Consider the following 20,959-nt stretch of genomic DNA (forward strand, 5'->3'; position numbering starts at 1 on the left):
GCACAGTCCGGCTGGACGCGCGAGTACTGACAACAAGGTCGAAAGCTATGCATGACGTTTCTGCAATCCGGGTGCTGGACGCAGTCAAGGCCCTCGCGTTCATTGGCGACCTCAGCATGGGGCAGCCTACCGACCATTCGCCGCGCACCGCCTGGCTGGCGGCGCGACTCGCCGCCGAGGCCGGTCTGGACGGCACGCAATGCGACGTAGTCAAGGAAGTGTCCCTTCTGAGGTGGTCCGGCTGCACGGGAAACGCGGCCGGTTTTTCTGACTGGCTCGGCGACGACATCGGCGGCCGCGCGGCCATGCTTGCCATGCGGCCGGACTGGACCGGGACCGGCGAGTCGCCGGCGCAAGTGGGCGCCGCGATCACGCCGCTCGCCCAGATACACTGCGAGGTCTCGGGCGAGGTGGCTCGTATGCTCGGGCTCACTCATGCGACTCAGGAGGCGCTTCGACGTATTTTCGAAAGTTGGGACGGCGGAGGTTTCCCTGACCATCGGCCGGGGCGCGATGTACCCGCCGCGGTGTTCATCGTCGCCGTGGCCGGGGATCTCGAGATTCTGAGCCGGGTCTACGGTATCGAGCGCGCGCAGATGCTGATCGCGCAGAAGGCCGGCCGGCAATACCCGTCGGAATTGGCACAGCTCGCCTCGGCTCGGGCGGCCGCGTGGCTCGAGGAACTCGGGGATTCGATCGCGCAGCGGCGTGACGAGTCGGGCTGCACGCAAGCGCTGCAACTGGTCAGCGCGCCGGAGATCGTCGCCGACGTGATCGACCTGAAGCTGCCGTGGATGACCGGCTATTCGCGGCGAGTAGCGGAGACGGCTGGCGCCTGCTGCGCGCATTTAGGCCTGAGCGACGATGCGCGGCGCTGCACGTACACGGCGGGGCTGCTCCATGGCATGGGACGCATGGCGGTCCCCAACGCCATCTGGAATACGGCGGGCGAGCTTTCTCCGGCAGCATGGGAAAAGGTTCGCCTCGTGCCCTACTGGACCGCGCGTGCGGGCAAACAGATCGAGGGTCTTGCTCGCGAGTCGGAGATCGCTTCTTTCGCGTACGAGCGTCTCGATGGTTCGGGCTATTTCCGCAGCAGCGCGGGCGACGCAATTGGACGCGAAGCGCGGGTGCTTGCGGTTGCTGCCGCCTGGGTGGCGCTGCGCTCAGCGCGCCCCTGGAGGCCGGCATTTTCGCCGGAGCAGTCCGCGGCGCTGCTCAACGAGCAGGCGCGGGCGGGGCGTTTCGATACAGAGGCGGTCGAGGCAACCGTTTCCTCGGAACTCGGCGATGGTCCCGCATTCGGCGAACGTGCGCGCAATCCGAAAGCAGGGTTGCTGTCGCCGCGAGAAGCGGAAGTGCTGAAACACATCAGCCTGGGGGCGAGCAACAAGGAAGTCGCCCGCATTCTTGAACTGAGCCCCAGTACCGTGCGCACGCATGTGGAAAGCGTCTTTCGCAAGCTCGAATGTTCTACCCGTGCCGCGGCCACGTTGAAGGCCTCCGCGCTCGGGTGCATCTAGGCGGGTGCGCTGCGTACGGGTTTGCAGTGCCGCGGCCACCCGTACTTTCTGATAGTCTCGGCTTGCCACCGACATGGTCCAATTTCAACCGCGCTGGCGGCGCTCACCGAAACTGCGTCACCGCGAGCAGCAGCACCATGCTGCCGATCGCCCCATCCAGCACGCGCCATGCTGTCGCCCGCTTGAAGAGCGGCGCGAGCGCCCGTGCGCCGTAGCCCAATCCGATAAACCAGATCCCGCTGACCGCCATCGCGCCCAGCGCAAAAGCGATCCGCGCGCCTTCGGGTTCGCGTGCGCCGGCCGTGCCGATCAATAGGAACGTGTCGAGATAGACGTGCGGATTGAGCCACGTGAAGGCGAGCGTCATCAGAATGATCGGCACGGCGCGCTGCACGGGCGCCGCGCTGACGTCCCCGCCTTCCAGTACCGCATGCCCAGGCCGCACCGCGCGGCGCAACGCGCTGATCCCGAACCACGCAAGATAGGCAAGCCCGACATACAGCATGGCGTGAACGAACACAGGATAGCGCTCGACCAATACCGATGCGCCGCCGACGCCCGCGCCGATCAGAAGGCAGTCCGACAACGCGCACAGCGCGACGATCTTGCCGACATGCGAGCGCATGATGCCCTGACGCAGCACGAAGGCGTTTTGCGCGCCGATCGTCACGATCAGGGAGGCGCACAAGGCGGCGCCGTGAGAAAAAGACAGCCAATTCATAATCGATCCAGTAGACGGGAGAAGCGAACGAGGCTAGTCTGCGGGTTTGCTGCTCATAAGAGAAGCTAATTCACTTAATGCCGATTAAGGAACGCTAATGCTCGACTATGCGTTGCTCGATGCGCTGGCCGCCGTGGTGCGCCACGGTTCGTTCGACCGTGCCGCCAGCGAACTGAATGTGACACCGTCCGCGGTATCGCAACGGGTCAAACTGCTGGAAGAGCGCGTGGGCAGCGTGCTGGTGAAGCGCGGCCAGCCCTGTGTCGCGACCACCTCGGGCGCGCTGCTGTGCCGCCACACCGAACGCGTGCAATTGCTCGAAGCGGAGCTGACCGGCCGCCTGCCGGCGCTGCCCGGCGCGCTGGTCGAACCGTGGCCGGCGCTGCGCGTGGCCGTCAACGACGACAGCGTCGGCACCTGGTTTATCGACGCGGTCGCGCAATTTTGCGTCGAGCGGGAGATGCTGCTCGATCTGGTGATCGACGATCAGGACCACACTGCGCAGCGGATTCGCGACGGTAGCGTGCAAGGCGCGGTCACCACGCAAGCCGAGCCCGTGCAGGGTTGTCGCTCCACGCGTCTTGGGCGGATGCGTTATCTGGCGGTCTGTTCACCGGACTTTCTCGCACGTCACTTTGCCGACGGCGTCACGCGCGAGAGTTTGCGGCGTACGCCGTGCGTCGACTTCAATCCCAAGGACCAGTTGCAAAAGCGCTTCATGCGCCGCATCACGCGCGCGGACATTGATCCGCCGTTGCATTGGATTCCGCACGTCGCCGGTTTTTTGCGCGCCTGCGTCACGGGCCTTGGCTGGGGCATGTGTCCGGAACGCATGATCGCCCCGCATCTGGCCAGCGGCGAACTGATGGAGATCGCGCCCGGCAAGCATATCGATGTCGATCTCTACTGGCAGAGCTGGCGTTTATCGATCGACTGGCTCGACGACTTCGGCGCGGTGTTACGTAAGCGGGCAACCGAGTTTTTGGACTGAACATCCGCAATGCGTAATCAGGCAGCTGGCCAGTGCCGGTACTCGATCCGCACACTGCTGGTCCGCGCATCCGCCATGAAACTGTCGATGACGCGCCGCACGTCGTAGTCAATATGATCAGCCTGGGTCGCGTCGAGAATCAAGGTCGCGCCCGGCGGAATCTGCCCGAGATAACGTTTCAGTTGCGGCGTGCAGAAGAAGCTCGCGTTCTTGCGCAAGGTCAGCACGTAGTGATCGCCGTCGCGCGTGAAGCTCATCGCGCGATGCAGGTTGCGTTCGACAACAAGTACCACGCTCAGCGCGAAGCCGATTGCAATGCCGCTCAGCAGATCCGTCAACAGCACCCCGGCGATGGTGCCGATGAACGGCACGAACTGACTGCGTCCGGCGCGGCCCATTGCGACGAACAGCTGCGGCTTCGCGAGTTTGTAGCCGGTCTGGATCAGAATCGCCGCGAGGCTGGCGAGCGGAATCATATTGATCACGCCGGTGAGCGTGAGCGTGGCGATCAGCAGCACGAGGCCGTGTGTCATGCACGAAACACGGCTGCGGGCACCCGCATGCACGTTGGCCGCGCTGCGCACGACCACGGCGGTGAGCGGCAGCGCGCCAATCAGACCGGCGAGCAGGTTGCCGACGCCTTGCGCCTTCAGCTCACGGTCGGGCGGCGCTCTGTGATGCGCGGGATCGATCTGTTCGAGCGCTTCGAGACTCAGCAAGGTTTCCAGACTCGCGACGATCGCGATCACCACGGCCACGCGCCACACAGCGGGGTCGAGCCAGTGCGCGAAGCCGGGAAACGTGAGCGCGTCGCGAAACGCACCCCATGATCCGAGCGCGGGCATCGCCACACGTTGCACGGACGCGATCGCGTTGCCCGGTGCGAGAGAGTCGGCGAATCCCGCGACCGCGATGCCGATCAACACCACCACAAGCGGCGCGGGAGCCGCGCGTACGAGCCGCCAGCGCTGCAACGTTGGCGTGTTCCACGCCACGAGTATGGCGATCGATGCGATCGCGAGGAGCGGCATGACCACGGAGATGCCGTCGCCACCGATGCCCGCGGCCAGCGGCAACTGGTTGGCGATCAGCAGAATGCCGATCGAGGCGAGCATGCCGTTGATCACCGGCACCGGCACATAGCTCGCCAGCCGTCCGGCGCGCAGAAAGCCCAGCATGATCTGCAAGGCGCCCGCGATCACGAGTGCGCTCAAAAACGCGGAGAAGCTGCCGAGCGTAGCCAGCGCATTGACGACAATCACGACGAGCCCGGCAGCGGGTCCGCTCACGCTCAGCCGTGAGCCGCTCAGCAACGCGACCACAAGGCCGCCGATCACGCCAGCCAGAATGCCGGCGAACGGCGCGACGCCGGAAGCCTGCGCGATGCCCAGGCATAGCGGCAACGCGATCAGGAAAACGGTGATGCCCGCGAGCAGGTCGCTGCGCCATGCATACGGGCGAGACGCGGGGTTGCTGTTGACTTCAGGTTGTTCAGAGGTGGATGGAATCATCGTAAAGCTTGCCTCGAAGCTGGGGAGTCAAAAAAATCGCCGCGCTTATCGGCGGCGTTTGTCGTGCGCGGTTACAGCAGCGCGGGGGATTGGGACGAGTCGGTCTGCTCGCACGTATTGCGACTGGTTGGTGCAGCGGCGGTCAGCCCATCGCGGCTTCGGTGGCAGCGTTGCTGTTCGCGGTCCAGGGCGTGTCGGTCAATGTTTTCAGACGCCCTTCGAGCATCGAGAAAATCCAGCCGTGAATCTGCACGGGACGCCGCGCGCGCTGAATCAGCGGCATGGCGTGCAGCGCCTGAACCTGTGCCAGCACATTGAGTTCGGCGAGCCGATCCACGCGTGCCTCGAAGCTCGGCAGCTCGCGCAATTCGGTGGAGTGCAGCGCGCACAGCCGGCGAATTCCCCCAATGCGCCGATTGACGTTCGGCAGTTCGGGCACGGGTGGGCGCAGCGCCGCCTGCACGCCGCCGCAGCAGTGATGGCCGCAGACGATCACATGCTCCACCTGCAGTGCGGTGACCGCGTATTCGAGCACGCTCGAGAGGTTGTCGTCGTTGTCGGCGACGAGATTCGCGATATTGCGATGCACGAAGATCTCGCCGGGCATCGCCCGCGTAATCGCTTCCGGCACGCGGCTGTCGGAGCAACCGATCCACAGCACGTTCGGTTGCTGATTGCTGGCGAGGCGCCGGAAATACGCGGGATCACGGTTGTTGATTTCGTCGGACCAGGCGAGGTTTTCGACGAGCATGCGTTTCGGGTATGTCATGAACGAGCTTCCGTTGATGCGACGATCGCGTTGTGAATTGCATCTGTATCTGTTGCCGAACGAGTGTCAGTCGTTCTCGGCCCAGTAGCGTTGCATGGCTGTATGGCGGGCTTTATTCGCGTCGATGCTCCGTTGACTCGGCGGATAGTCGGCTTCGGTGTTGGGAATGAGACCTTGCCGCTGAGCCTCGATTAACTCCTGACGCACCTGTTCGCGGGATTTGCCCATCTGTTGCGGCTGGCCCGCGAGGGTGCCTTGTGGTTGCGAGGTGAAGGTGGGAATGCTGTTGTTGTCGTTTGCTACGGCGGTGGTGGCGAGTGTGCTCAGAATCAGGGCGGCCAGGGCGGTTGCGTAGTGTTTCATCGAGTCCTCTGCAAGTTGATTGGGATGTCTGATCAATGTTGATCAGACAGGAACATTGTGCATAGCAGGGGATGAGACCGTGGTGATCGCCGCATGATAGTTTTGTCATCGTGCGGGCGTGTGCCTGGCTCAACTGATCGGCGGATGCTTCGGGAAGCGCAAGCTGAACGTGGTGCGCACGTGCGGCACGCTTTCCACGCTGCATTCGCCGTGATGTTCGTCCATGATCGACTTGACGATGGCAAGTCCGAGGCCCGTGCCGCTTGCCGAGTTGTGCCGCGATGGATCGACCCGGTAAAAACGGTCGAAGATGCGCTCCAGATGCGGTCGCGCGATGCCGGCGCCGGTGTCCGACACCGAGACGTGCGCATAGCGGCTGCGTTCCGCGCACTGCACGTCGACGGTGCTGCCGCGCGGTGCGTGGGTCAACGCGTTCGAAATCAGGTTGCTGAGCGCCCGCTGCACCATCAGCACATCGCCTTCGAAACGCGCATTGCCCAATACGACGATTTCGACGCCGGCATCCGCCGCCATGATTTCGTAGTAGCCGGCAATGCGCAGCGCCTCGCTGCGCCCGTCGACACATTGCAGCGTCAAGCGGTGGCGAATGCTGTCCGCCCGCGCGAGAAACAGCATGCTGTCGATAAGACGCGCGAGGCGCTGGAATTCGTCCACGCTCGATTCGATCACGCCGCGGTATTCGTCGGCGGAACGCGGTTGCGAGAGTGCCACTTGCGCTTCAGCCAGCAGATTCGTGAGGGGAGTCCGCATGTCATGCGCAAGGTCGGATGAAAATTGCGTGAGACGCGTGAACGATTCATGCAGGCGCGCCAGCATGCGGTTGAAGGCACGGCTCAGTTCCTTCAGTTCGCCAGGCATGTCGCGCTCGGGCAATGGTTCCGCAAGATGGCTGCTGGAGATCTGCTCGGCGCGCGCCGTCAAACGAGCCAGCGGCCGCAGTCCGAAACGGGCGATCGACCACGCAAGCAGTGCATTCACCAGCGTCCCCGTCACGATGACGACCAGCACGTTGAGTGCGTAGGCGCGCAGTAACGCGCGTTCGCCGCTCGCGTCGTATTGCACGACCACGCGCACTTGTGTGCCGGATGGGTCGCCGAGCAGCGCCATTGCCACCAGAAAGCGCAGCGGCAGTTTCTCGATCGACACGCGCACGGGTGCGAGGCCAGCGCGGACGGTCATGGTCTCCGCATTCGGCCAGTAGCCGTTGGTGCGAATGAGCGGTGCGCTGCGCGAATCGAACAGCGCAATATCCAGGTTCTGATGTCCGTATAGCTGGTTGTGCCACGTCTCACGATCAGCGCTGACCGCCTGGATGCTGGGCATGGTGTGCAGGCGCAATTGCAGCGCGGCGAGCGTGGTGGTCATCTCGCGCGCCGACGCGGCTTCGATGCGCGTTTTCAGGCCGTGATACAGCAGTACGCCATTGAATATGAGTAGCAGCGAAGTCGAAAGGGCGAAGAGTATTGACAGCCTCGCACGCAAGGTGCGCGGCACGAGCCGCGCGGGCGGCCTGAAGCGCAGCGTTGACGCGCGCAGGCGCACCGCCGCGAGTAGACGTCGGATCATGACTGCGATGGGCCGCGCTCTTCCAGTACGTAACCCATGCCGCGCACGGTGTGAATCAGCTTGGGCTCGTAATTGTCGTCGACCTTCGCGCGCAGGCGGCGGATCGCGGCGTCGACGACGTTCGTGTCGCTGTCGAAGTTCATGTCCCACACCTGGGAGGCGATCGTCGAACGCGGCAGAATTTCACCCTGACGACGCATCAGCAGCCATAACAACGCGAATTCCTTGGCCGTGAGCAGGATCATGTCGCCGTGGCGCGTGGCCTTGCGGCGCGTCAGGTCGAGCACCAGATTGGCGACTTGCAGGGAAGCCGCGTCGCGCGTTTGCCCACGTCGCAGAATCGAGCGCACACGGGCCAGCAGTTCGGCGAAGTCGAACGGCTTGACGAGATAGTCGTCGCCACCCATGTTGAGGCCGCGCACTTTGTCGTCCACCTCGTCGCGCGCGGTGAGCAGCAGGACCGAAGTCGAATGGGTGCGGCGCAGGTTTTTCAGCACCGTCCAGCCGTCCTGGCCGGGCAGCATGACGTCGAGGACGATCAGGTCGTAGTCCTCCGTCAACGCGCGGTGCTGGCCGGTCACGCCGTCTTCCACCCAGTCGACGATAAAGCCCGCTTCGGTCAAACCTTTGCGAAGATACGTGCCGGTTTTGATTTCGTCCTCGACGATCAGGATACGCATGATTTTCTCTCAGTGCCGCGGGTCAGCGGCCGATGCGTGCATTGGGCGCGCATGACGTGGAGGCATTGGCTGCATCGAGCCCGTGATCGACTGCAGGCAGCGAACTGCAAGTCCGCGGCATGGTGCGAGTCATCGCGGAAAACACCTCGAGCGAGAGCAGGCCTCGCGTGAATAACGGCCCGTCCTGGACAGTTGACTTTGCATATGCGGAGGGGCAGGCTGGTTCGCCGCCGTCGAACAGCCCGTCAGGCTGAATCCACCAGAACGCCAGCGAACTGAGTGCAATGACGAGCAGCGCGGCTCCCAGAGAGACCGGATGATCGATGCGGAGCCGTTCCCAGCGTGCCGGGACGCTTGCACTGAAATGCGTGATGCGCATCGTCAGACTTCGCATTCGTTGAAAGTGCCGCATACGGGTCAATTTGAAGATAGAACGGGTCCATCGTACGGATACCTGATCGATGCGAACATGAACGCAACATGACAATTCCGTCATATATTTTGCGTGCATGTTTTATTGCGGTGCGTCGCACGCATGACAGGATCGTCATGGCACGCTCATGTTCAGGGAGCCGCTTCGATCTAGCATGGGGGCTCAATCAAACGGAATCGGAGAATAGATCGTGCGGAATGCGAATTGGTTTGCGGGAGGCGTGCTGGGCTTTGCGTGGATGAGTGTGTCGGTGGCGAGCGACGGTGTTTCGTCACTTGACCCAGCCACGGGGCCGCGTGTGGCTTACGAGGCTCAGGAGCAGGTGCAGCGAAAGCCGCAACAGGTGCAGGGTGGAGAAGAGCGTGCGGTGCGGAAGGCGCGGCAGGCGCCGCAAGGAAAGACCCGCGAGGAGGTGAAGCGTGAACTGGCCGTCGCACGCGCGTCGGGTTGCATGGACGTGTCGGACAGCCAGTATCCGCAGCCGTGTCCGTTGCCGGACGGCGCGCGTTCCGTGGCGGACGCGTTTCAGATGCGCTAGGTTGAAGTAGGTGGCAAGCCGCTCACTTGCCGAACCGATCGCATCTATCGGCGCGTGAGCAGCAAATTTTTCTCTAGTGCAAACGGATCACCGGATGCACGCGTCTGCGCAACCAGTGGCTCGCCGTATCGAGCGCCATGCGCGCGAAACCGGTCAGTGTCATGACGTGCCGCCGATAGATGAGCTTGTAGACCGCAGTGGCGAGCCAACCATCGACAAACACCGGCTGCGTCAGCAAGCTGTTGCTGAGGCTGCCTATGGTGCCTTCACGCCCGAAGCCGACCAACGTGCCGGCGTCGCGGTACACGAACTCGGGCAACGCTTCACCTGCAATCCGGCACTTCAATGCGCGCGCGAGAAACAGCGCCTGTTGATGCGCGACCTGCGCGCGCGGGGAAAGGAACGCGCCGGCGTCGTCGGCGGGGCAGGCCGCGCAGTCGCCAAGGCCGAAGATATTCGGATCGTTCGTGCATTGCAACGTGCGATTCACCTGGATCTGCGCGTTGCGATTCACCGCGATGCCGTCCAGCGTGCGCAATACCGGTGGCCCCGAGATGCCCGCTGTCCAGATCGCGATGTCGCTGGCGAGCGGGGCGCCGCCGTCGGTCAGCACGGCATCGGCGCGCACTTCGGTGACACGCGTGGCACTTAACACTTCCACGCCGAGACTGGCGAGCATCCGCTGTGCGCGCGCTGAAATCGTTTCGGACAAAGCAGGCAGCACACGTCCGCTACTTTCGATCAAACGGATGCGGAAGTCGCGCACCGGATCGAGTGAAAACGGACTGTAGCGATTCAGCAAACGCACCGTGTCGCGCAATGCGGCGGCGAGTTCGACACCCGTCGCGCCGGCACCGATGATGTTGATCGACACCGGCGTATCCGCATGCGCGGTCTGCGCCCGGCGCGCATGGTTCGCGCGCAGACAGGCATCGAGCAACTTGCGGCGGAATGCTTCCGCATGTGCGACCGATTCGAGCGGCAACGCATGCTCCGCGGCGCCGGGCACGCCGAAATACTGTGTGACGCTGCCCATGGCCAGCACCAGCGTATCGAAAGCGATTTGCCGTGCCGGCAGAATTTCGCGGCCGTCTGCATCGTGTAACGCGCTCAGCGTGATATGCCGCTCGGCGCGATCGAGCGCAGTGAGTTCGCCCTGTTCGAATTCAAAGCCGTGCCGTTGCGCCTGCACCGCATATTGCAGTTGATGGGTCGCGGGATCGAGTTGACCTGAAGCGGCTTCGTGCAGCAGGGGCTTCCAGAAGTGCGTGGGCCAGCGGTCGACCAGCACGATCTGCGCGAGGCCGGCACGCCCGAGCGATTCGGACAGGCGCGTGGCGAGCCCGAGTCCACCCACACCGCCGCCGACGATCACGACCCGATGCGCCGCCGAATTGTCCATGCGTTGCGCGGATTGCGCGTGGTGCGCCCGCTGCGTTGTTGCGCTTGCCTGTTGATCGATTGCGGCCATGATCTCTATCCTCCTGACGTTATTCGTGCCGGGCCGGTGCTGGCGCCGCGCGGAGCGCGATTCCAAACATTCCCCGGCTCATCTGTCAGGCCAGTATAAAATCGGCGAAAACCGCAGCACAATTTAATGTTTATACGGAACATATAGGTTTTCACTTATGTTAAAAGCCGCGACGTTTCGTCAGTTAAAGGCCTTGCATACGATTGCGAAGCTGGGCAGCGTGTCGCGTGCGGCCGAGGAATTGCGGCTCACGCAGCCGGCCGTGTCGCTACAGGTGCGGCTGCTCGAAGAGGCCGCGGGCGCGCCGCTGTTGCAGCGCGTGGGCCGTGGTGTGCAGTTGACCGCGGCCGGTGAGATCCTCGCCCGTTATGCGCTGGAAATCCTCGACCTGTGGAACGGCGCGGCCGACGATCTGGCCGAGTTGCACGGCGAGCAGGGCGGCACGCTGCGCATCGGCGCGATCACCACGGCCGAGTATCTGATCCCGCCGTTTCTGGTGCGTTTCACCGAATTGCGTCCGCAAGTGAAGGTGCAGTTCAAGGTCGGCAATCGCGCGGACATCATCCGCATGCTGGCGACGCACGAGATCGATCTCGCGGTGATGGGCAGCGCACCGCGCGAATTGCGCACGGCGGCGACCGCGTTCGCCAAGCATCCGATGGCGTTCGTCGCCTCGCCCGCGCATGCGCTGATGAAGAAAAAGCGTTTGTCGCTCGACGATCTGCAAAGCGCGAATCTGTTCGTGCGGGAACGCGGTTCGGGCACGCGTTCGACGGTCGAGAATCTGTTTCGGCTCGCGGGCCTCAAGCTTCATATCGGCTCCGAGTTGTCGAGCAACGAGGCGATCAAGCAGTTGGTCGAGGCGGGATTGGGCATCGCGTTCCTGTCGCTGCACGCCTGTTCGCTGGAGTTTCAGGCGGGTTTGCTCGCGCTGTTGCCGATGCCCGCCAACCCGATCGAGCGCGACTGGTATGTGATGCATGTGTCGGATAAACGTCTGCCGCATGTGGCCGGGCTGTTCCGCGATTTTTTGATCGAGCACGGCATGTCGGGCGCGGTGCCGGTGCCGCTGCCGACTGTCGCAGCCGCAAAAAAACGCCGGCAGACGCGCCAGGCGGGCGGCGCGGACGTGACATAACGCGTGCGGATTCTCGCTATTCGCTTCGACGTTTGCGCTGCGCGAAGCCTGCGGGAAGTCCCTAAGCGGGCTTTCTGGATGCCTGCAGAGCCTTGCCGGGCGGTGCTTGAGGGTTACATCGCCGGCGATCGAAGTAAAGGTTGGGCGGGCGATATTTTTGCCCGTGCCGATTGTCTTTACAGTGGCGTCCAGACATCTGAGAAAAGTGGACGCCGCATCCCCGTGGCGAGCCATTGTGATTGACCTGGCCGTTACAGGAGTCGGAGACAATGAGCAGCAACAGCATCACTCAAGTCGAAACATTCGGTTTCGAACGCATTCCGGATCGCTCGCGCTATGCGCGGCCGATCGATCTGTTCCGCTTGCTGTTCGGCGGTTGCAATACCTTTTCGACCTCCGTGCTCGGCAGTTTTCCGGTGCTGCTCGGTTTGTCATTCAAGGCGGGTGTCTGGTCGATCGTGCTCGGCGTGCTGATCGGCTCATGCATTCTTGCGCCGATGAGCCTGTTCGGTCCGCGTAACGGCACCAGCGACCCGGTCTCGTCGGGCGCGCATTTCGGCATTCATGGGCGGATCGTCGGCTCGTTTCTGGCGGTGCTGACCGCGGTCGCGTTTTTCTCGCTGGCGGTGTGGAGTTCGGGCGATGCGCTCGTGGGCGGCGCGAATCATCTGCTCGGTTTGCCGGTCAACTGGATGACGCTGAGCTTCGCATATGGTCTGTTCGCGGTGCTGGTGCTGACCGTGTGCGTGTATGGTTTCCGCTTCATGCTGTGGGTCAACAAGATCGCGGTGTGGGCGGCGAGCATTCTGTTCGTGGTCGGCCTGTTCGCGTTCACCAAGTCGTTCGATGGCGCCTACGCCGGCAAGGTCGCGCTCGGCTCGGTGGGTTTCTGGCCGGCCTTCGTGAGCGCCGTGCTGGTTGCGATGAGCAATCCCGTATCGTTCGCCTGCACGCTCGGCGATTGGGCCCGCTATATTCCGGAGAACACGCCGAGAAAGCGCACGATCCTCGCGGTAATGCTTGCGCAACTGGCCACGTTCGTGCCGTTCTTCTTCGGCCTCGCCACGGCGACGATCATCGCCAGCAAGGCGCCGGATTTCATCGCGTCGAATAACTATGTGGGCGGTCTGCTGGCGATCTCGCCGAACTGGTTCTTCCTGCCGGTGTGTCTGATCGCGATCATCGGCGGCATGTCGACGGGCACGACCGCGCTGTATGGCACCGGCCTCGACATGTCGAGCATGTTTCCGAAGTTCCTGAACCGCGTGCGCGCCACGTTGCTGATCGGCAGCCTCGCCATCGGCTTCATTTTTCTCGGCCGCTTCGCCTTCAATCTGGTCGAAAGCGTGTCGACGTTCTCGGTGCTGATCAACGTCTGCAGTTGCCCGTGGATGGTGATCATGATCATCGGCTTCGTCACGCGGCGCGGTTTCTATCTGTCGGACGACTTGCAGGTGTTCAATCGCGGCGGCCGTGGCGGTCACTACTGGTTCACGCACGGCTGGAACTGGCGCGCGATGGGCGCATGGATTCCGAGCGCGGCGATCAGCCTGTGCTTCGTGAATCTGCCGGATCAGTTCGTCGGTCCGCTCGGCCATCTCGCCGGTGGTCTCGACATCAGCATGCCGGTTTCGCTGACGCTGGCAGCCGCGCTGTATATCGCGTTGTTGCAGTGCTTTCCGGAGCCGGACGGCGTGTATGGACCGCAAGGCCGCCGTTGGCTGCGCGGCGGTTCGCAGCGCAATGTAACCGTGCATCCCGTGGTGCCGGCGACTAAGCTTAAAGCGGCCACGCAGCGGCGGACGAAACCGCAACGCGCCGTGGGTGCGGAACGCGAGCGCGAGGCGGAGCTGGACACGCAGGATGCAGGTTGAAGCGCACGCCGATGTGCGCGGCTTCGTGCAGTACAAGCAATGGTATTTAAATTGAGTAGGCAAACAGGATGAGCGAGTCAGTAAAGCGCGCGTTTGAAGGGGTAAAACTGTTTCCGTTCTGGCTGGACAATCCGCGCGCGCCGGCTGTCGAACGGGAATTGATCGGTCCGACCACGGCGGATCTGGTCGTGGTGGGAGGCGGCTTCACCGGTCTATGGGCCGCGATCCAGGCGAAAGAAGCCGACCCGTCGCTCGACGTCGTGCTGGTCGAGGCGGGCAAGGTGGCTTATGGCGCCTCGGGCCGTCCGGGCGGCATCATCTCGACTTCGGTGATGCACGGCCTGCCGAATGCGACGCGCGTCTTTCCGCAAGACCTCGACGTGCTCGAAAAGCTGGGCCAGGAGAATCTCGACGGCTTCAAGGAGTCGTTGACGCGCTATGGCATCGAGGCGGATGTCGAATGGAACGGCGAGATGACTGTTGCAGTCGATCCGGGCCACCTCGGCCATCTGAAGCGCGATTACGAGTTGCATGTCTCACACGGGCACGACGTGGTGCTGCTCGACAGCAAGGGCGCGCGCGAGCAACTCGATTCACCGCTTTTCGCAGGGGCGATGTGGTCGCGCAATCGCAGCGGCACGATTCATCCGGCGAAGCTCGCGTGGGGTTTGAAGGCCGCCGCGCTGAAACTCGGCGTGCGTCTGCATGAACATTCGCCGATCACGCGCCTCGAAGATTGCGGCGCGAAGATGATCGTGCACACGCAGTCGGGCCGCATCGAAACGCCGCGCGTGCTGCTCGGCACCGGCACGGCGGATGTCGGCGTGACCGACATCAAACGCCGTGTGATGCAGGTGCGCGATCACATCATCGCGACCGCGCCGTTGAGCGAAGAACAGATGGCGCGCATCGGCTGGAAGAATCGCCAGGGCATTTACGACACGCGCACGCAGCTCAATTATTTCCGGCTCACGAAAGACAACCGCATCATCTTTGGCGGCCGCGTGAGCTATCACTTCGGCGGTAATCCGAATCCCGCCGCCGATCGCGACGAAAGCACCTACTACAAGCTCGCCGAAGCGTTCTACCGCACCTTCCCGCAACTCGACGACGTACGCTTCACGCATGCCTGGGGCGGCCCGATCGACTACTGTTCGCGCGGCGCCGTGTTCGCGCGTCGCTATCACGGCGGCAAGAGCGTGTTCGTCGCGGGCTATACGGGCTTTGGCGTGGCGGGCAGCCGCTTTGGCGCGAAGATGGGCCTCGACATGCTGTGGCATCGCGAGACGGTGATCACGTCGCTCGATATTTCGCGCAAAGGGCCGTCGTATATTCCGCCGGAACCCGTGCGCTGGATCGCCGCGAAGATCACCTTCAACGCGTTCGACGGCGCCGACGATCGCGGCGGCTGGCGGCGTCTGTGGATCAATTCGATCAAGGCGCTGGGTTTTCCGATGTAGTTGATGGCGTCCGCGCAATCGTGGCGGGCGTTTTTTTGCGTTTTTTGGTTTCTTCGCCAGAATAAAAAACCGCACCTCAGTGGGTGCGGTTTCCGGTGAAGCAACGGTGCGATGCAGTCAGAATCAACCGCAGTACACGATGCTGTACTTCTTGGTCGCCACCGGCATGTGCCACGTGCCCGAGAAGCCTTTGTGCAGGATGAAGGCGTCGCCGGCGGCATAGCGTTCGCTGCGGCCGTCGTCGCTGGTAATCACGACTTCGCCTTCGATCAGCACGCACACTTCGTGAATCGGCAGGTCGGCCAGCTTCAGCGTGCCCGCATCGCATTGCCACACGCCCGCGGACAACATGTTGGTGGCGTCGGAGAAAGCATTGAGGGCGTGCGGTGCCTTGGCGCCTTCGAGAATGACGTCGGCCGGATCGTGCAGGGCCGGGTTCAGGCCGGACGCGCCAGGGCCTTTAGCGTCGATGCGGGTGAAAGTGATGTTGCTCATGTGTCTCTCCTGGTTGATTGGATCGAGGTCGCTATCGGTGTGAATCGATGCGAAAAATGGATTCGAAGCCGGAGTCTGAGCCAAAGCCGCGTAGCGATGAATTTCGATTTGAAGACATTCAGATTGAGTGGCGTCGATGTAAAGCAGGCGATGCCGCCGCGGGTGCGATTTGCCCCGCATCTGACCTGAAACTTTCATGTAGAGGACAAGCCCCATGCAACACGCCAAGCAGTTTTATATCGACGGTCAGTGGGTCGACCCCGTCGGCCAGACCAACGCCGCCACACTCGACGTGATCGATCCGTCCACCGCCGCCGCGTTCGCGCAAATCTCGCTGGGCAGCGCGGCGGATGTCGATCGCGCCGTCGCGGCCGCGAAGCGCGCATTTCCCGCCTACAGCGACACGACGATCGCGCAGCGCATCGATCTGCTGCAAGCGATCCTCGACGTCTATCGCAAACGCTATGACGACATGGTGCATGCGATCAGCCGCGAGATGGGCGCACCGCTGCAGTACGCGAACGACGCGCAGGCATGGACCGGCGTCGCACATCTGGAAACCATGATCCGCACGCTCGATACCTTCGAGTTCGAGTACGTGAAGAGCGGCATTCTGATCCGCAAGGAAGCGGTCGGCGTGTGCGGGCTGATCACGCCGTGGAATTGGCCGGCCTTGCAGATCACCACCAAGGTCGCACCCGCGCTCGCGGCCGGCTGCACGATGGTGCTCAAGCCTTCGGAACTGGCGCCGCTGTCCGCCATCATCTTCGCCGAGATCCTCGACGAAGCGGGCGTGCCGGCCGGCGTGTTCAATCTCGTGAACGGCGAAGGCCGCACCGTGGGTGAAGCCATGTCGTCTCATCCGGATATCGACATGATGTCGTTTACCGGTTCGACGCGCGCGGGCGTGCAGGTCGCGAAGGCCGCGGCGGATACGGTCAAGCGCGTGCATCAGGAACTGGGCGGCAAATCGGCCAACCTGATTCTCGAAGACGCCGATCTGAAAGAAGCCGTGACGCGCGGCGCGCGTGCCTGTTTCGACAACAGCGGACAATCGTGCGATGCGCCTACGCGCATGTTCGTGCCGCGTGCCCGCGAAGCCGAAGCGCTGGCGTATGCGAAAGACGCCGCGGAAGCGTTGAACGTCGGTCCCGCGGACGCGAAGGGCACGGACCTCGGCCCCGTGATCAGCGAACAGCAGTTCGACAAGATCCAGCAGCTGATCGGCGTGGGTATGGAAGAGGGCGCCACGCTGGTAGCCGGCGGCCTGGGCCGCCCCGAAGGATTGAAGGGCGGCTACTTCGTGCGTCCGACGGTATTCGGCAAGGTCACGCCGGACATGACAATCGCGCGCGAGGAAATTTTCGGGCCGGTGCTGTCGATCCTCGCGTACGACTCCGAAGACGAAGCGATCGCGATGGCCAACGACAGCCTGTACGGTCTCGCGGGCTACATTCAATCCGGCTCGATCGAGCACGCGCGTGCGGTGGCGAAGCGCCTGCGCACCGGCACGATCTATCTGAACTACGCGGACTACAACCCCGAGGCGCCGTTCGGCGGCTTCAAGCAATCGGGCAACGGGCGCGAGTACGGCGAGTTCGGTCTGGAGGACTTTCTGGAGATCAAGGGCGTGGTGGGTTACGCGGATTGAATCCACACAGCGCCGTGAGGTAACAAAACACTAAAGCAGCAACTCGATCGAATGAAACAGCCGGCGCTGCTCGGGATCTTGCGAGCGCGCCCCTTCGTCGATCACTTCACGCAGGCATTCGAGAAAGCACGCGGCCGCCGGACTCGTCGGCGCGCCGCGGCGTGAGGTGATGCTGACGATGGTTTCATCGACCGTCTCACGCAATGGCAGCGCCCACAGCTGCTCCTTCGCGAGCGTCACTTCCACGAGTGGCCACGGAAAGATGCTGAGCATGTCCGTGTGGGCGAGCAGCCCCAGCACGACCGCCAGCGAGTGCGCAAGCAGAATGGTGTGCGGCACCTGCATGCCACGCTTGCGAAACACGTTGTCCGAGATCGACTCGCGACTCGCCGGGTCCCAGTTCAATATCCACTCCGCGTCTTCCAGTTCGAGCAGCGTGCGGCAGCCGGCCTTCGGATGATCGCGCCGCGCGACCACGGCCGAGTGCGTGGAAAACAGCGGCACGTTGTGAAATTCCGATTGCGGCGACGCGGGTGGCGGCCGTCCGATCGAAAAATCGAGGCTGCCGTCGCGCAAACGCGGCTGCACGACCGCGAGCAAGCCTTCGAAAAACTCCAGTTGCACTTCAGGCATGCGCTGCCGGAAGCGCTGCACCGTGGGCGGCAGAAACGTCAACGCGACCCACGGCGTGACGCCGATCGACAGTTTGCCGGCCGCCGCGCCGCGTAATGCTTCGATCTCGGCTTGCGCCCGTTGCAGTTGCCCCAGCACCACGCGCGCATGCACGACCAGCGCGCGGCCGAACTCGGTAAACGCGACGCCGCTCGCGCTGCGCACCACCAGCGGCGCTTGCAGATCGCTTTCCAGTTCGCGCATCGCCTTGGTCACGGCGGCGGGCGAGAGGCCGAGCGAACGCGCGGCGGCCCGGATACTTCCAGTATCGGCGATGGCCGCTAAGGTACTGAGTTGATGCAGTTTCATCTGACAGAGTAGGCGTGAGGGTGGCAACCACGAGTTGCTGCCGTAACGATTTTACGCCTGCCGCTGGAATATCGGCGTCGTTATGCTGGGTTCACGCTTTCAATGACGGAGACACGACGTGAACACCATGGCCATTCCGGCGGGCATCGCCGAACTCGAAGACGAAATGATCGCGCTGCGCCGCCAGATCCACGCGCATCCCGAGCTGGCTTACGAAGAGTTCGCCACCGGCGACCTGGTCGCCGAACGCTTGCAGGAGTGGGGCTATACGGTGCATCGCGGGCTCGGTGAGACGGGCGTTGTCGGGAAATTGAAAGTCGGCGACGGTACGCGCAAGCTCGGGCTGCGCGCCGACATGGACGCATTGCCGATTCATGAAACCACCGGCCTGCCATATGCGAGCAAGCTGCCCGGCAAGATGCACGCATGCGGCCACGACGGCCACACGGCCATGCTGCTCGCCGCCGCCAAACATCTGGCGCAGGAAAAGTGCTTCGACGGTACGTTGAATCTGATTTTCCAGCCCGCCGAAGAGGGCTTGGCCGGCGCGAAAAAAATGCTCGAGGACGGCCTGTTCGACAAGTTTCCATGCGACGCCGTGTTCGCGATGCACAACATGCCCGGCCATCCGACGGGCAAGTTCGGCTTCCTGCCGGGCTCGTTCATGGCCTCGTCGGATACGGTGATCATCAAGGTAACCGGCCGCGGTGGCCACGGCGCGGTGCCGCATAAGGCGGTCGATCCGGTAGTGGTGTGCGCGCAGATCGTGCTGGCGTTGCAGTCCATCGTATCGCGCAACATCGCGCCGCTCGATATGGCGATCATCACCGTCGGCGCGATTCACGCGGGCGAAGCACCGAATGTGATTTCCGAGACGGCCGAAATGCGTCTCTCGGTGCGAGCATTGAAGCCCGAGGTTCGCGATTATCTGCAGGAGCGCATCACGGCAGTGGCGTGCGGCCAGGCGGCCGTGTTCGGCGCGCAGGCGCACGTGGACTATCAGCGTCGCTATCCGGTTCTCGTCAACGATGCGGAGATGACCGGGCTGGCGCGGCAAGTCGCGCTCGACTGGCTGGGCGAAGGCGGCCTGATCGCCGACATGCAACCGCTCACTGGCAGCGAAGATTTCGCGTTCCTGCTCGAGCGTTGCCCCGGCAGCTATCTGATCATCGGCAATGGCGACGGCGAGGGCGGCTGCATGGTTCACAACCCGGGCTACGACTTCAACGACGATTGCCTCGCCACCGGTGCCGCCTACTGGGTGAGACTCGCGCAGACGTTTCTGGCCTGAGGCCACAGCGTTTGCATAAGCGGGCAAAGCCGCCGCGCATTAGCAGGAAGAACATCACGGAGACACAGATGGACTATTCCGCCACACCGCAACCCGCAGGCACCGACGCGTTGAGCATGCAGAGCACGCCGGCCGCGCAGCCTGTCGAACGCACGAGCCACGCCAAGGCGATTGCCGCGATCACGCTGGGCAACGGCCTCGAGTTTTTCGACTTCACGATCTATAGCTTCTTTGCGACGATCATCGGCAAGCTGTATTTCCCGGTGGAAGGGCAGCTCGCGCAACTGATGCTGGCGGTCGGCACCTTCGGCGTCGGGTTCATCATGCGTCCGGTGGGCGGCATCGTGCTCGGCGCGTATGCCGATCGCGCGGGCCGCAAAGCCGCGATGAGCCTCACGCTGTGGCTGATGACGCTCGGCTCCGCGATCATCGCGTTCGCGCCGACTTATGCGGCGATTGGTGTTGCCGCGCCGCTGCTGATCATTCTCGCGCGGTTGATTCAGGGCTTTGCGCTGGGTGGTGAGGTGGGGGCGTCGACGTCGCTGTTGCTGGAGTATGGGAGCAACAAGACGCGCGGGTTTTACGGTAGTTGGCAGTTCGTGAGTCAAGGGCTGAACACCGTGTGCGGATCGTTGCTGGGTGTCGCTTTGGCGGCGGCGCTTTCGACTGCGGCGCTGGAGAGTTGGGGGTGGCGCGTGCCGTTTGTGATCGGCATGGCGATGGGGCCGATTGGTATTTATATTCGGCGGCATCTGAATGAGACGCTGCCTGGTGTGGAAGATGGCGCGGCGGTTTCGCAGCCGGGTTTGCAGCCTGCCTCGCAGCCGGTGCGCAAGCTGTTTCGCGAGCATTCGCGCGTGATTACGACGGGCGTGTTGACGACGATCGGTGGCACGGCGGCGAACTACATCGTGCTGTTTTATCTGTCGACCTACGCGATCAGGATTTTGCATTTGCCGATGTCGTCGGCGCTCTGGGCTGCGTGGACCGCCGCGGTGGTGACGGTGATCTGTTCGCCATTTGCCGGGGCGTTGTCCGATCGTGCTGGGCGTAAGCGCGTGTTGTGGATCTCGCGGGTGTTGCTGATCGTGGCGGTGTATCCGGCGTTCATGATTATCAATGCTTCGCCGACGGTGCCGGTTTTGTTGTCTGTAGTCGCCGGATTGGCTGTGCTCGTTGCGTTTACCGCTGTGCCTAATATCGTCATGCTGCCGGAGATGTTTCCTCGTGAGATTCGTGCTACCGGGATGTCGATTGTTTATTGTCTCGGGGTTTCTATCTTTGGTGGGTTTGCGCAGTTTTTTGCTACGTGGTTGATTCAGATTTCGGGGAGTAATCTCGCGCCGGCTTGGTATCTGATTGGGTGTGGGGTGGTTTCGTTGTTGCCGTTGCCGTTTATGCGGGAGACTGCTGGGCGGGATATTGGGTAGTGGTTTTTTTGGCTGTGCTTTTTGGGGTGTTGGCCTTTCCTTGTGTTGTTAG

The 20,959-nt window shown here is 63.0% G+C and carries 19 protein-coding genes; 9 read left to right on the forward strand and 10 right to left on the reverse strand.

Annotated features, from left to right (window positions below; genetic code table 11):
• Positions 1–47 precede the first annotated feature (47 nt).
• Positions 48–1,523 carry an HD domain-containing phosphohydrolase gene (locus P0D73_RS38450; RefSeq protein WP_408435285.1) on the forward strand — a complete coding sequence of 492 codons (1,476 nt, stop codon included), beginning with the start codon at positions 48–50 and terminating at the stop codon, positions 1,521–1,523.
• Positions 1,524–1,626: 103 nt separating this feature from the next.
• Here the strand turns inward: P0D73_RS38450 and P0D73_RS38455 are convergent, their stop codons facing one another.
• Positions 1,627–2,244: a LysE/ArgO family amino acid transporter gene (locus P0D73_RS38455; RefSeq protein ID WP_132375099.1), complete on the reverse strand. Its 618-nt coding sequence runs from the start codon at positions 2,242–2,244 to the stop codon at positions 1,627–1,629.
• 97 nt (positions 2,245–2,341) lie between these two features.
• On the opposite strand from P0D73_RS38455, the gene P0D73_RS38460 reads away from it, so the two are divergent.
• Positions 2,342–3,235, forward strand: coding sequence for a LysR family transcriptional regulator ArgP (locus P0D73_RS38460; RefSeq protein ID WP_408280204.1), 894 nt, complete (start codon positions 2,342–2,344; stop codon positions 3,233–3,235).
• Positions 3,236–3,252: 17 nt separating this feature from the next.
• Here P0D73_RS38460 and P0D73_RS38465 read toward each other — a convergent pair whose 3' ends face one another.
• From P0D73_RS38465 to P0D73_RS38490, 6 genes are all read right to left on the reverse strand, one after another.
• Positions 3,253–4,746: a SulP family inorganic anion transporter gene (locus P0D73_RS38465; RefSeq protein WP_408435287.1), complete on the reverse strand. Its 1,494-nt coding sequence runs from the start codon at positions 4,744–4,746 to the stop codon at positions 3,253–3,255.
• A 142-nt stretch (positions 4,747–4,888) separates the two neighbouring features.
• Complete coding sequence (locus P0D73_RS38470) at positions 4,889–5,515, reverse strand: carbonic anhydrase (protein WP_408435289.1); 627 nt, start codon at positions 5,513–5,515, stop codon at positions 4,889–4,891.
• Positions 5,516–5,581: 66 nt separating this feature from the next.
• Entirely contained in the window at positions 5,582–5,878 is a 297-nt protein-coding gene (locus P0D73_RS38475; protein ID WP_408435291.1) for a DUF4148 domain-containing protein, read from the reverse strand.
• Positions 5,879–6,007: 129 nt separating this feature from the next.
• A complete protein-coding gene (locus P0D73_RS38480) occupies positions 6,008–7,465 on the reverse strand; it encodes a heavy metal sensor histidine kinase (RefSeq protein WP_408318944.1) in 1,458 nt (485 codons plus the stop codon).
• Positions 7,462–8,145: a heavy metal response regulator transcription factor IrlR gene (irlR, locus tag P0D73_RS38485; RefSeq protein ID WP_132375094.1), complete on the reverse strand. Its 684-nt coding sequence runs from the start codon at positions 8,143–8,145 to the stop codon at positions 7,462–7,464. Before irlR ends, P0D73_RS38480 begins: the two co-directional genes overlap by 4 nt.
• 22 nt (positions 8,146–8,167) lie before the next feature.
• Positions 8,168–8,524 carry a hypothetical protein gene (locus P0D73_RS38490; RefSeq protein ID WP_408435293.1) on the reverse strand — a complete coding sequence of 119 codons (357 nt, stop codon included), beginning with the start codon at positions 8,522–8,524 and terminating at the stop codon, positions 8,168–8,170.
• Positions 8,525–8,768: 244 nt separating this feature from the next.
• On the opposite strand from P0D73_RS38490, the gene P0D73_RS38495 reads away from it, so the two are divergent.
• The gene (locus tag P0D73_RS38495; RefSeq protein WP_408435295.1) at positions 8,769–9,116 is read left to right on the forward strand and encodes a DUF4148 domain-containing protein; all 348 of its coding nucleotides are present in this window, start codon (positions 8,769–8,771) and stop codon (positions 9,114–9,116) included.
• Positions 9,117–9,189: 73 nt separating this feature from the next.
• Here P0D73_RS38495 and P0D73_RS38500 read toward each other — a convergent pair whose 3' ends face one another.
• The gene (locus P0D73_RS38500) at positions 9,190–10,518 is read right to left on the reverse strand and encodes an NAD(P)/FAD-dependent oxidoreductase (RefSeq protein WP_408435308.1); all 1,329 of its coding nucleotides are present in this window, start codon (positions 10,516–10,518) and stop codon (positions 9,190–9,192) included.
• 226 nt (positions 10,519–10,744) lie between these two features.
• Between P0D73_RS38500 and P0D73_RS38505 the strand changes: the two genes are divergently transcribed.
• The 3 genes from P0D73_RS38505 to P0D73_RS38515 all read left to right on the forward strand — a co-directional run bounded on the left by P0D73_RS38505 (position 10,745) and on the right by P0D73_RS38515 (position 15,059).
• Positions 10,745–11,725, forward strand: a complete 981-nt coding sequence (locus P0D73_RS38505) for a LysR family transcriptional regulator (RefSeq protein ID WP_408435297.1) — start codon at positions 10,745–10,747, stop codon at positions 11,723–11,725.
• Positions 11,726–11,994: 269 nt separating this feature from the next.
• A complete protein-coding gene (locus tag P0D73_RS38510) occupies positions 11,995–13,599 on the forward strand; it encodes a purine-cytosine permease family protein (protein ID WP_408435298.1) in 1,605 nt (534 codons plus the stop codon).
• A gap of 68 nt (positions 13,600–13,667) precedes the next feature.
• Positions 13,668–15,059: an NAD(P)/FAD-dependent oxidoreductase gene (locus P0D73_RS38515; RefSeq protein ID WP_408435300.1), complete on the forward strand. Its 1,392-nt coding sequence runs from the start codon at positions 13,668–13,670 to the stop codon at positions 15,057–15,059.
• Between the two features lie 123 nt (positions 15,060–15,182).
• Here the strand turns inward: P0D73_RS38515 and P0D73_RS38520 are convergent, their stop codons facing one another.
• Positions 15,183–15,554 (reverse strand): cupin domain-containing protein, encoded by a 372-nt coding sequence (locus P0D73_RS38520; protein WP_132375088.1) that lies wholly within the window; start codon positions 15,552–15,554, stop codon positions 15,183–15,185.
• A gap of 214 nt (positions 15,555–15,768) precedes the next feature.
• Between P0D73_RS38520 and P0D73_RS38525 the strand changes: the two genes are divergently transcribed.
• Positions 15,769–17,205 (forward strand): aldehyde dehydrogenase family protein, encoded by a 1,437-nt coding sequence (locus P0D73_RS38525; RefSeq protein ID WP_408435302.1) that lies wholly within the window; start codon positions 15,769–15,771, stop codon positions 17,203–17,205.
• A 30-nt stretch (positions 17,206–17,235) separates the two neighbouring features.
• Here P0D73_RS38525 and P0D73_RS38530 read toward each other — a convergent pair whose 3' ends face one another.
• Positions 17,236–18,186 carry a LysR family transcriptional regulator gene (locus P0D73_RS38530; RefSeq protein ID WP_408280227.1) on the reverse strand — a complete coding sequence of 317 codons (951 nt, stop codon included), beginning with the start codon at positions 18,184–18,186 and terminating at the stop codon, positions 17,236–17,238.
• A gap of 118 nt (positions 18,187–18,304) precedes the next feature.
• On the opposite strand from P0D73_RS38530, the gene P0D73_RS38535 reads away from it, so the two are divergent.
• Together P0D73_RS38535 and P0D73_RS38540 are read left to right on the forward strand one after the other, a co-directional pair.
• The gene (locus P0D73_RS38535; protein ID WP_408435304.1) at positions 18,305–19,477 is read left to right on the forward strand and encodes a M20 aminoacylase family protein; all 1,173 of its coding nucleotides are present in this window, start codon (positions 18,305–18,307) and stop codon (positions 19,475–19,477) included.
• 68 nt (positions 19,478–19,545) lie between these two features.
• Positions 19,546–20,907 carry an MFS transporter gene (locus tag P0D73_RS38540; RefSeq protein ID WP_408435306.1) on the forward strand — a complete coding sequence of 454 codons (1,362 nt, stop codon included), beginning with the start codon at positions 19,546–19,548 and terminating at the stop codon, positions 20,905–20,907.
• Positions 20,908–20,959: the final 52 nt, after the last annotated feature.

It is taken from the genome of Paraburkholderia sp. RL18-101-BIB-B, from assembly GCF_046026985.1.
Taxonomy (GTDB): Bacteria; Pseudomonadota; Gammaproteobacteria; order Burkholderiales; family Burkholderiaceae; genus Paraburkholderia.

What these genes read in the sequence shown, in the direction of transcription:
- P0D73_RS38455 (WP_132375099.1), bottom strand. Translation starts at nt 2,244, where the DNA reads ATGAATTGGCTGTCTTTTTCTCACGGCGCCGCCTTGTGCGCCTCCCTG.
- P0D73_RS38465 (WP_408435287.1), bottom strand. Translation starts at nt 4,746, where the DNA reads ATGATTCCATCCACCTCTGAACAACCTGAAGTCAACAGCAACCCCGCG.
- P0D73_RS38525 (WP_408435302.1), top strand. Translation starts at nt 15,769, where the DNA reads ATGCAACACGCCAAGCAGTTTTATATCGACGGTCAGTGGGTCGACCCC.
- P0D73_RS38490 (WP_408435293.1), bottom strand. Translation starts at nt 8,524, where the DNA reads ATGCGCATCACGCATTTCAGTGCAAGCGTCCCGGCACGCTGGGAACGG.
- P0D73_RS38475 (WP_408435291.1), bottom strand. Translation starts at nt 5,878, where the DNA reads ATGAAACACTACGCAACCGCCCTGGCCGCCCTGATTCTGAGCACACTC.
- P0D73_RS38540 (WP_408435306.1), top strand. Translation starts at nt 19,546, where the DNA reads ATGGACTATTCCGCCACACCGCAACCCGCAGGCACCGACGCGTTGAGC.
- P0D73_RS38530 (WP_408280227.1), bottom strand. Translation starts at nt 18,186, where the DNA reads ATGAAACTGCATCAACTCAGTACCTTAGCGGCCATCGCCGATACTGGA.
- P0D73_RS38480 (WP_408318944.1), bottom strand. Translation starts at nt 7,465, where the DNA reads ATGATCCGACGTCTACTCGCGGCGGTGCGCCTGCGCGCGTCAACGCTG.
- P0D73_RS38470 (WP_408435289.1), bottom strand. Translation starts at nt 5,515, where the DNA reads ATGACATACCCGAAACGCATGCTCGTCGAAAACCTCGCCTGGTCCGAC.
- P0D73_RS38450 (WP_408435285.1), top strand. Translation starts at nt 48, where the DNA reads ATGCATGACGTTTCTGCAATCCGGGTGCTGGACGCAGTCAAGGCCCTC.
- P0D73_RS38515 (WP_408435300.1), top strand. Translation starts at nt 13,668, where the DNA reads ATGAGCGAGTCAGTAAAGCGCGCGTTTGAAGGGGTAAAACTGTTTCCG.
- P0D73_RS38510 (WP_408435298.1), top strand. Translation starts at nt 11,995, where the DNA reads ATGAGCAGCAACAGCATCACTCAAGTCGAAACATTCGGTTTCGAACGC.
- P0D73_RS38500 (WP_408435308.1), bottom strand. Translation starts at nt 10,518, where the DNA reads ATGGACAATTCGGCGGCGCATCGGGTCGTGATCGTCGGCGGCGGTGTG.
- P0D73_RS38520 (WP_132375088.1), bottom strand. Translation starts at nt 15,554, where the DNA reads ATGAGCAACATCACTTTCACCCGCATCGACGCTAAAGGCCCTGGCGCG.
- P0D73_RS38505 (WP_408435297.1), top strand. Translation starts at nt 10,745, where the DNA reads ATGTTAAAAGCCGCGACGTTTCGTCAGTTAAAGGCCTTGCATACGATT.
- P0D73_RS38460 (WP_408280204.1), top strand. Translation starts at nt 2,342, where the DNA reads ATGCTCGACTATGCGTTGCTCGATGCGCTGGCCGCCGTGGTGCGCCAC.
- irlR (WP_132375094.1), bottom strand. Translation starts at nt 8,145, where the DNA reads ATGCGTATCCTGATCGTCGAGGACGAAATCAAAACCGGCACGTATCTT.